The organism is Streptomyces sp. NPDC088745 (assembly GCF_044751045.1).
Classification (GTDB): domain Bacteria; phylum Actinomycetota; class Actinomycetes; order Streptomycetales; family Streptomycetaceae; genus Streptomyces; species Streptomyces cremeus.
This window is the reverse complement of sequence record NZ_JBIVLB010000028.1, coordinates 36,628-45,510: the sequence shown is the minus strand read 5'-3', so window position 1 is coordinate 45,510 and position 8,883 is coordinate 36,628. Positions and strand designations below refer to the sequence as shown.

General features: G+C 69.3%; 10 protein-coding genes and 3 pseudogenes. 9 read left to right on the top strand and 4 right to left on the bottom strand.

The window, feature by feature from the left end; all coding sequences use genetic code 11:
- Positions 1–150, bottom strand: a pseudogene (locus ACIP93_RS37375) (5,10-methylene tetrahydromethanopterin reductase); the annotation flags it as partial.
- A 300-nt stretch (positions 151–450) separates the two neighbouring features.
- On the opposite strand from ACIP93_RS37375, the gene ACIP93_RS37370 reads away from it, so the two are divergent.
- Complete coding sequence (locus ACIP93_RS37370; RefSeq protein WP_401766837.1) at positions 451–1,182, top strand: hypothetical protein; 732 nt, start codon at positions 451–453, stop codon at positions 1,180–1,182.
- Between the two features lie 190 nt (positions 1,183–1,372).
- Here the strand turns inward: ACIP93_RS37370 and ACIP93_RS37365 are convergent, their stop codons facing one another.
- Positions 1,373–1,855 (bottom strand): DinB family protein, encoded by a 483-nt coding sequence (locus ACIP93_RS37365; RefSeq protein ID WP_401766835.1) that lies wholly within the window; start codon positions 1,853–1,855, stop codon positions 1,373–1,375.
- Between the two features lie 278 nt (positions 1,856–2,133).
- Between ACIP93_RS37365 and ACIP93_RS37360 the strand changes: the two are divergent.
- The 3 genes and pseudogenes from ACIP93_RS37360 to ACIP93_RS37350 form a co-directional block, all read left to right on the top strand.
- Positions 2,134–2,928, top strand: a pseudogene (locus ACIP93_RS37360) (helix-turn-helix domain-containing protein); the annotation flags it as partial.
- A 231-nt stretch (positions 2,929–3,159) separates the two neighbouring features.
- On the top strand, positions 3,160–3,681 hold the full coding sequence (locus ACIP93_RS37355) for a hypothetical protein (protein WP_401766833.1): 522 nt from the start codon (positions 3,160–3,162) through the stop codon (positions 3,679–3,681).
- Between the two features lie 144 nt (positions 3,682–3,825).
- Complete coding sequence (locus tag ACIP93_RS37350) at positions 3,826–4,041, top strand: hypothetical protein (RefSeq protein ID WP_401766831.1); 216 nt, start codon at positions 3,826–3,828, stop codon at positions 4,039–4,041.
- Here ACIP93_RS37350 and ACIP93_RS37345 read toward each other — a convergent pair.
- Positions 4,031–4,351 (bottom strand): hypothetical protein, encoded by a 321-nt coding sequence (locus tag ACIP93_RS37345; protein WP_401766828.1) that lies wholly within the window; start codon positions 4,349–4,351, stop codon positions 4,031–4,033. The two genes, ACIP93_RS37350 and ACIP93_RS37345, sit on opposite strands and share 11 nt — an antisense overlap.
- A 159-nt stretch (positions 4,352–4,510) precedes the next feature.
- Between ACIP93_RS37345 and tpg the strand changes: the two genes are divergently transcribed.
- The 3 genes from tpg (at position 4,511) to ACIP93_RS37330 (ending at position 5,981) form a co-directional block, all read left to right on the top strand.
- Positions 4,511–5,101, top strand: a complete 591-nt coding sequence (gene tpg, locus ACIP93_RS37340; RefSeq protein WP_401766826.1) for a telomere-protecting terminal protein Tpg — start codon at positions 4,511–4,513, stop codon at positions 5,099–5,101.
- A 232-nt stretch (positions 5,102–5,333) separates the two neighbouring features.
- Positions 5,334–5,732, top strand: a complete 399-nt coding sequence (locus ACIP93_RS37335) for a hypothetical protein (protein ID WP_401766824.1) — start codon at positions 5,334–5,336, stop codon at positions 5,730–5,732.
- 84 nt (positions 5,733–5,816) lie between these two features.
- Positions 5,817–5,981, top strand: a complete 165-nt coding sequence (locus tag ACIP93_RS37330) for a hypothetical protein (RefSeq protein ID WP_401766821.1) — start codon at positions 5,817–5,819, stop codon at positions 5,979–5,981.
- A gap of 924 nt (positions 5,982–6,905) precedes the next feature.
- Here the strand turns inward: ACIP93_RS37330 and ACIP93_RS37325 are convergent.
- Positions 6,906–7,062: pseudogene (locus tag ACIP93_RS37325) on the bottom strand (hypothetical protein); the annotation flags it as partial.
- 202 nt (positions 7,063–7,264) lie between these two features.
- Here ACIP93_RS37325 and ACIP93_RS37320 point away from each other — a divergent pair.
- The gene (locus tag ACIP93_RS37320) at positions 7,265–7,762 is read left to right on the top strand and encodes a GNAT family N-acetyltransferase (RefSeq protein ID WP_401766818.1); all 498 of its coding nucleotides are present in this window, start codon (positions 7,265–7,267) and stop codon (positions 7,760–7,762) included.
- Positions 7,763–8,305: 543 nt separating this feature from the next.
- Positions 8,306–8,842, top strand: a complete 537-nt coding sequence (locus ACIP93_RS37315) for a hypothetical protein (RefSeq protein ID WP_401766816.1) — start codon at positions 8,306–8,308, stop codon at positions 8,840–8,842.
- Positions 8,843–8,883 lie beyond the last annotated feature (41 nt).

The following is an 8,883-nucleotide window of genomic DNA, read 5'->3' as shown; positions in this document are numbered from 1 at the left end:
GGCCGCCGCCGACACCCCGCCGTTCCAGCGCAGGTCCTCCACCACCCACAGGTCGTCCGCGCCGAGCGCCTCGGCCCGCCGCGCGAAGGCGGGCAGCTCCTCGGGCAGCCAGTCGCGGTCGTACATCACACCGATCCGGAGATTCGTCATGCGACGGAACCTACGGTCCGACCGGAGAGGCGATCAATGGCTTTGCCGGTACGGGGCCGGCTGCCGCCGAAGCACTGGAAGCGGTGCTGGACACTCTGGTCCGGCGCGTCCTGGACGGCGGCACCGCCTCCGTGACCGGGTTCGGCAGGCTCCAGGCGGTCCACGCCGAGGACCGAGGGATGGGGGTCGCTGGGGTCGCCCGCACAACGGGGTTACCCGCATCACGGAGGCAGGGTTACCCAGGGGGAGTTGAGTACGGGTACTCATGAGCCGTCGACTGGACGATCACAAGATGTGCACATGAAGCGAACCGTTGGCGCTCGCCGCCACCTCCTCCCCGCTGTCGCCCTCTGCGCCCTGGCGCTCACCGCCTGCGGCACCACCCAGGCCGATGGGGCCGGTTCCTCGGCCAGGCCCGGCCCCGCGAAGAGCGTCGATGCCGCGGCGGCCCCGAAGGCGAAGTCCACGCCCGAGCCGCAGGAGGCCGAACAGTCGCTCGCCTACATGCGGTTCCTGAACAAGGTCGCCGCCCCCTGCTTCCCCGACCTCCCACAGGAACCGCCGCTCGACGACCAGGGGGCCGAGGAGGGCGAAGGTGCCGAGGGGACCGACTTCCCGCCGGAGCCCTCCCTCTCGGATGCGCCCCTGCCCAGCGAGCCGCCCCTCCCCAGCAGGCCGCCGTCGGACAGTGAGCTGAACCGGGGCTCCCACCAGTGGAGTGAGAAGGACAAGAAGGAGGAGGCGAAGCTGGAGGCCGGTCACAAGTGCGCCACCAAGGCGCACATCGACCGCGTCACCAAGGCCGTCAAGGGCCTCAAGGACCCCGCAGCGGTGAGCGGCGCCCTGACCCGGAGCGGTTACACAGGCCCCTTCGTCAAGACCCGCACCGCACCGAACGGCGGTACGTCCTTCTCCGTGGACCTGCGGATGTGGGGCAGCACCGAGTGCCTCGCCGGCACCGCCACGGGTGCGGTCCCGTCCGTCCGACAGCGCGACGTACTGGACCCAGAGGCCCCCTGCCCCCTCTCCTGAGCCCCCGCCCCTGCCCCGCCCCCACCGGTAAGGGCTTCAGCCCCGCACCGTCCTCGTCGACGCCCGGACGGCCGGTTCCGGGAGGCCCGCTTCCGCGGCAGGCGCCGCACGCTTAAGGCCGACGGTATGGTCAAGCCCGCCCGTACCGAAGTGATCGACGGCGTGACGTGCAGCAGCGTCCGCTGAGAACTCAATCGGCGGTAAGCAGCTGCTCCCGCAGGATGTCGGCGTGTCCGCAGTGGTGGGCCAGCTCGCGCAGGACTTGCAGGTACACCCAGCGCAGCGTGCGCGGCCCGGTACGGTGGCCGGTCACGACGGTGTCCAGCGACAGGTCGGCGGCCACCGCCCGGGTCGTCGCGCAGGCCTCCTGGTGGGCCGCCGTGACGGAGGCGACGGTGTCGTCGTCGGTGAGCCGAAAGGACTCGTCCGCGCTCTGGACCAGGCCGAGTTCCCGACGGGACGTGCCGCCGACGCATTCCTCGAACCACACCCGCTGCATCCACGTCACGTGCTTGAGCAGCCCGAGCAACGTGGTCGCCGACGAGACGAGTCGGCGACGGGCCTGCTCCTCGGTGAGGCCCTTAAGGGTCGCCTCAAGGGCGCTGCGGCCCTCCTCGACGAACGCATCGAGCTGGGTGCGTTCGTCATCCAACGGCACATCGAACGAACCCATCGGACTCCCCTCACGAGCACTGAACACAGGGCCGCCGTACACGCACAGCCGGTTCCCTGCTGTCTTCCCGGACAGCCAGCCCTCAACGATCACTCGGCTTTCGGTGGGAAAACCTATCGGTCGCCACCCTTCGATGACAACGCTCCGCCTTCACTGCGAGAGGCCAAAACAGCCTGTTGCACAGCTTGCCTGCCCCCATGTTGTGACCTCACCAGATGTGCGATTCAGCGTTCGATTCACGCGTGATTGGAGTATGGCGTCTATCGGAGGTGACCTCTGTGTCCACTGAGAACGAGCTGCTCAGCGCCGTCGATGCACTGCTGGGGCAAGTCGTGCCGGACGGTCTGCCGGATCCTGCGGAACGCAAACGTCTGCGGGAGGCAGCGGACCTGAGCCAGGCTCAGATCGCCACGGCGCTGGGCGCCCGCCGCGAGGCGGTCGGGAACTGGGAGACCGGGTGGACCGAGCCGCGGCCGCCGAAGCGCGCCGCGTACGCCCGGCTGCTGGAGGGCCTGGCCGCCCACTTCCCCACCCCGGCCGCCGACGCATCCGCCGCTGCGGTACCGGTGGTCCCGGAGGCGTTCACCGGCACCGCGCCTGTTCCCGCCCCGGCGACCGAAGCACTGGCAGCACCGGCACCGGCTGCTGCTGTGCGACCGGTACCCGCCGCGAAGCCCGCCGCGTCCTCGCGGTGCCCGGGTGCGAAGAAGACCACGGCGTCGGCGGCCGCCGCCGTCGACCCGCGCTTCGAGAACGGGCCGCTCGCCGTCGTCGACTGGGAGGACGGGCAGGTCTCGGCGTACTGCGTCGGCGGCTTGGTCCTGGACGTGCCCGCCAAGACGATCCCGGCCCTGGTCGACTGGACACGTGCGACCGACGACGCCCGGATCCGGGACATCACCCAGGCCCTGCCGCCCGAGTACGTCGACAAGCTGTTCACCGCACGGGAGCAGGGCCAAAACGAGGACCAGCTCCGGCAGATCGCCGCCGACGGCCTGGCCCGGATGTACTTCCGCGCCAACAACAGCCGCGCGCACGGCCTGGGCGTGGAGTTCACCGACGTGGAACGGCTCGACATCGAGCTGTGATCACCTGCCCACGGCAGGGGCCCCGATGTGACTGTGACTGGGCGCTTCCCCTGGCGGATGCGTGTTTCAGTTGGCGGGGCTGCGCGTCAGAGTTGGGTGCAGCGGTTGCCTTCAGTTCCCGCTCGCCGATCGTACGTGCAGTTACGTCTCGCGGGTGAGGAGGGATGGAACCGCAGGCTGATGTGTAGAACTGTCCCATCGGCGAGCCTGGCTCACATGCTGAAAGTCAACGCATTACCCGATGTGCCGCGCTGGGCCCGGCTCGCTGCGGTGGGCGCCGCCTCGACCAACGTGCCCTCGGCCCTTTGGCGCGTGGCCATCGCCGTCGGTGTCCCCGTTGGGCTGGCGCAATCCGAATACGATCAGATGGGGGCTCCTGGCCTGGGATCGTTGGCCCTCGTCGGCCTCAGTCTGATCTCCGAGGCCTTCGCATTCCTCACACTTGGGCTGGTACAGGACTGGGGTGAGGTATGGCCGCGTTGGATCCCACACCTCCGCGGGCGCCGAGTCCCCGTCATGCTGGGGACCGGTGTGGCGGGGCTTGGCGCGCTGGCCACGACTGTCTTTGGCGCACTGTTCGTCTACACGTCGCTCAACGCAGACTTGGCAGCCACCACCTGGGGCATCTGGCTGCTCAACATCGTCTACGCACCGTTGCTCTTGTGGGGCCCGCTGCTGGGCGCGGTCACAGTGCACTACTACCGGCGCCGGATGGCTGCATCTCTCGCGTCGGTATGAAGGGCCCGGATGCTGTGAGTGCGTCCTCGCAGAACGCGCAGCATGCCTGCCGCGCGGCGCCCCGGGCCTATTGGCCGGCCGGACTACTGGGGATCCGGGTCTGCCTCGTCCAGCGCAGCCGTCGTACGGCGGGAGCGCCGACGGATGACGTCGGGCATCTGGCTGGAGGCGGCGGCCGGGATGAAGAACAGCCCGATTATGCCGGGCCCGGTCACGACGGTGCTCAGCAGGCCCACCGACACCGACGGGTCGTCGACCGAAGCCACCCCGCAGAACACCGAGCTGACGGCCACGAACGCCAGCGACGCGAGGATCCACCGCTCCCGCAGCGGTGGCCAGCTCCTGCCCGCTACGTGGTGATGGCGAGGACGGTTGTCGGGACGAACAGAGCCAGAACGCTGAGGGACCAGTACGCACGTGGAGCAAGCGCCGACCTGCGGCGGAGCGGCTTATTGGCAAGCCACCAGAGCAAGGTGTACAGCCCGGCGATGGGGGCGGCGATGAGCAGCCAGCTCAGCATGCCGTCGTTCTCAGTCGGCTCCCGTACGGTCAAGCCAAGATCAGCGAGTGGCCAGTTCACCACGAAGTACCAGAGCAGCCAAATAGGCAGCGTGCCTGGGAGCCCAAGCAGAACATTCACCAGTAGCGGTGCCGACCAGTGCTTCGTCATCCGTCTCCCTTCGGCAGCGTGGCCAACTACGGCGCTCAGTGTGACCAACTGAAGCGCTCATTGGCCAACTGAAGCGCTGAGTCACAAGGGGCGGACACCGGCCGTACGGCGCCCCACCGTCGGCCTCTGTCCACAGGCCCAGTCGGGCCTGATGATCAGATGACTGATGACGACGTACTGCACGCGGCCCGGACCCGCGCCAAGATCCTGGAGGGCTTCGCCCGCGCGGAGCGCGCCCTGTTCACCCGGCCCGTGCCGAAGTCCGCGCGAGCGCAGATGAAATGCCTTCGCACGCGGGAGAAGGGTTCCACCAAGTCCCTGGCGGCGCGTCTGGATGTCTCCCGCAAGGTGGCGCAGCGCTATCTTGCGGGCGCGTCCACCAAGCCGAACAAGCGCCTGCAGGAGGCGCTGGTGGAAGAGACCGAGTCGGAGTGGCAGCCGCAGGTCAGGGCATGGGCGAGGCGGCGTATGGTGTCCTCGGGCGGGCTAGTCATCTCCTGCCGGACGTACTTCGGGTTCGGTCCGGGCGGCACCTCGGACGCGGGTCGCGTACGGGACATCACAGTCGCCGTCAGCCCTGCCCACGCGGCCGCCATCATCGCCGCACGGGAGGAGGGTGCAACGGAGATTGATCTGCATGAGGCGGTCGTGGAGGCCATCGCGGACGCCTGTTTCCGTCAAGGCGGTGGCGGACGTGCGGGCTTGGAGGTGAAATTCGCGGACGTGGAGTGGTTGAACATCAAGTTTTAGCAATGCGTAATCCGGGCGTGCTGTAGACCTGTGCGACCTGGCACGCCGAAACGAATTACCGGCCGGGCCCTCATTTCCGAATCCGGACTGAAAGCGAGTGCTGATGACCACGTCCGACGGGTGGTAGCCGCGCCGTGTCCCCGAGGTCGGCGGCCGCGCCGGCACCCCGCGCACGCCGGTCGACTACGGCGAAGGTCGGCCAGTTCTCGGTACGGCGCGCCGCGCGCGGGACATGACGCATGGCGAAGCGGCGGCGGCCCTCAAAGGAGCCGAACTCGACGCGCACCTGGCCCGCCGCAATGAGGCCGCGGTCGATGACAGCGGCCGCCGTGCTGCGGAGCTCGCGGAGTGGCAGCGCATCGTGCAGCTGCTCGCCGCGACCGGCGGCCCGTACGACCCGGACACCGACGCGGTCGTCCAGGAGGAGCTCGCCGCAGACCGCCGCCGCCGCGAGGAAGCCGAGCAGCAGCGCCGCCAGCAGCAGCAACTCGCCGACCGTGCCGAAGAACTCGCCCGGCTCGGCAGGGCCGGCCGACTCGACCAAAGTGTGCCGACCCGGGCCGGGGACGAAGCCGCCCGCGACCTCCTGGACGACCGCGGTGACTACCGCGCCGCGACGGTCGACGCCTGACTCGCCCGCGCCCTCGCCGACCAGTCCGGCCACTACGTCGACCCGGCCGCCCGCGCCGCCGCTGCCGGCTCGCTGCCCGCCCCGGTGCGTGCCCGTGCCACGCTGCTCGCCGCCCTCGCCCGCACCGGCGCCCCGGTCGACGGCGGCCTCCAGTTCGTCGGCCGCCTCGCCCAGGCCGACCCGGAAGCCGCGAACGCGCTCGCCGCGTGGCTCGACAACGCGGCCGCGGTGAAGGGAGGTACGCCGTGAGCGCGGCGGACAAGGTACCGGCGGCCGCCCTGGCGCGAGCACAGCGCGAGCGGCCACCGGTACGAGGACCTGCTCGCTGGCGGCTCGGTCCTCACCCGGACCGAGCTGCCCTTCGGCGAGAGCCCCTGGCCCGGCGACGACGGCTCCGACTGCAACCCGATCTGCCACTGCCCGCTGACCCCGCGCCAGTTCTGCATGGAGTGCGCCGGCTGTGCCGCGTGCGGGCAGTGCAGGAGCCCGCACGTCTGGCCGCCGATCCAGAACTGATCACTGACGGCTACCTCCCAGCTCACCGCGCTCCTGTGAGGTAGCTGTGAGCTGAGAGCCGGAAATGATCCTGTTGCCCTGTTTGCCTGTGAGGTGAGAACAACGAACCCCCAGGTCGACGCGTTGCTGTGAGGTGAGCTGGGAGTCTGGGAGGTGAGACGTACCGGACATCTGTGTCCTCCGCCAGGCGCCCTTGACCATTTGGCAGGCAATTTTGACGAACGTTGGGTTTCTGCCACCTGATCTTGATTGCTGACGGGGAGCTGGCGACGCCTACCGGCTGCTCCACCAGGCGGTGGCGGCGCCCATGGCGGTGGATGCCAGTGTGATCAGCCACACCGGTACACGTTGAACAGTCAGGTGCAGGCCGCCGCAACGGAACTCGAAGTACGGACGCTGCGCGTTGTTTGCAGTGTGGTTCCTGGGCAGCATGGTGGGCGGTCCCCTCGTAGGCCTGGCGGCTGCATCGGCGTGTACGCCTGTTGGCTCCTGTCGCGCGCCATTGGGTTGCACGGTGCGGTGACAGGAGACCGCATGCCTGCCCGCTCAGCCCGGCGGCCGACGCCGAGTCCAGTAGAGGCCCGGCATCGGTGCCCTCTTCCTGTGCCTTGCCGACGCTGTCGTCGTTGCCGACCACTGAGACCTGGCCGCAGGACCTTCAATTAGCTTGCCGGTCAGGTCACGGCGCACCGCCAGCTGGGGGTGGATCACTACGTGGATGCCGCGGTCCTGGCGGATCAGCTCGTAGGGAACTGAGTTGATCAGGAAGCGCGTCGTCGGTGACGACCTCGACGACGTTATGACCGCAGGACCATCAGGCACAGACATCGGCGGTGGTGGTCGAACTCGGCGACAGGGCGGATCCGATTGGAAGGCGCCGCAGTAGCTGCCACTGCGCGAGATGGGCACCGCCTACTCAAGGTTGGCCTCATTGCTGTCACGATCTGGGACTTCGTGCGCGTCCTATTCCCGAAAACCGTTGGGGAATGGCGCGGTCGTGATGGCAGGATGCGCGCATGCGCTCTGACGTCACTCTGCGGCAGCTCGATGAGGATCTGCTCCGAGACCTGCTGGATGTGGCCGTGGCCGAGGCGGACCCCCATGAGGTGATGCCCCCGGTGGCCGGGCCTGCTGGATGGACTGCCGAGCGTCGGACGGCGTTCTTGCGGTTCCATCAGTCGCGGTCTCTATCAGCCGATCCGGTGGAGGCCACCTATGTCATCGTCGTGGGGGATGCCGTGGTGGGGGCTGCCCGGCTGTGTCCCCTGGAGGGCGCAAAGCGTGCGGTCGAAGCGGGGGTGTGGATCGGACGTTCCTACCGCGGTAGCGGCGTCGGCGGCGCAGTGCTCAGCCATCTACTGACCCTCGCATGCGCCGACGGATTCGATTCACTGTTCTTGAGCACGACGCCCGACAACACGGCCAGCCAACGACTGCTTTCGGCACTGGGTGTCGATGTCGTCCACGAAGGCGACGCTGTCACAGCGTGGGTGGACCTCATCGCGGCCAGGTAGAAGCCAGGCCTCGAGGGGCGGAAGCAGCGCCGGCACTGCCCACCTGAGCGTTTGCGTCCAGGTCTCGCTGACTCGGCACCACGGCCCGCCCACCGTCCCGGTGGACAGGCCGTGGTGCCGAGTCAGCGGGCCGTGATCACGTTGCTGATCGGCCTATTGGGGGATCGGGGGATGGCCGGAGAAGCCAGTCGTCAGCCGGGCCGGATCGTCCGTACCCCGCTCCCGTCCCCGGCCCCGGCGGGGGAGGAGGCTACGCGACGGGTTCGTACGTCACGCTCTGCTCCGGGCAGGGCCCGGCGCCCACGGACCGCTCGGCACCCCGGCGCGGCCCCGAAGGGCCCGAGCAGCGCCGGGGGCGCTCGAAGTAGCCGTCCAGCCCGCAGCACCGCCCCGGGCACCCGGGGCGGCCACCGGACCCGACGGCTACCCCGTCCAGCGCGTCAGCGCCCAGCCGCCAGGCACGTACACCGCCTTCCTCGTGGAGGGCCGCCCGCGGCGCGCTGGATAAGGTCAGCGCACTTGTTCGATGCCCTGGGAGATTTCATGCTCAAGTCCTCGCTGCGCCGTGCAGTCGTCGCGGCCGTCACGCTGTCCGCGCTCACCGTTTCCTGCGGCGCCGACGCCAAGCCCGACCGTCCGCAGGCCGCCGCGTCCCACGCCGGCGCGGAGGGCGCTGCCACCCCGTCCGAGACGTCCGGGAAGGACGAACCTTCCGACCCCGACGACTCGTCCGACGAGTCGTCGGGATCCTCCGGTACGGCCACTCCCGCCCCCGAGGCCGTTCGAGACGCCTTCGCCGGGCTGCAGGCGACCCTCGACGACTCGTGCGCAGACCCGGGCAACTGCTCGTACGTCCTCAGCCGCACCTACGAGGAACTGCACGGCCTGGACGAGGCCATGAAGGCGGACCCGAAGGGCCCCGGCCACTTCCCCGAGCCGCTCGCCTGGATCAGGAAGCTCGACGCGAAGCTGGGCGGCGACCTCGGATTCGAGAACCTCAAGAAGAACCAGAAGCTGCTGATCAGTACCCGCGACAGGATCAACACCTGGATGCAGGGACACCCGGACGACTACCGCTGACCCCCGTCCCCACGAAGTCGGCCGGATCGCTCCCGCCACGC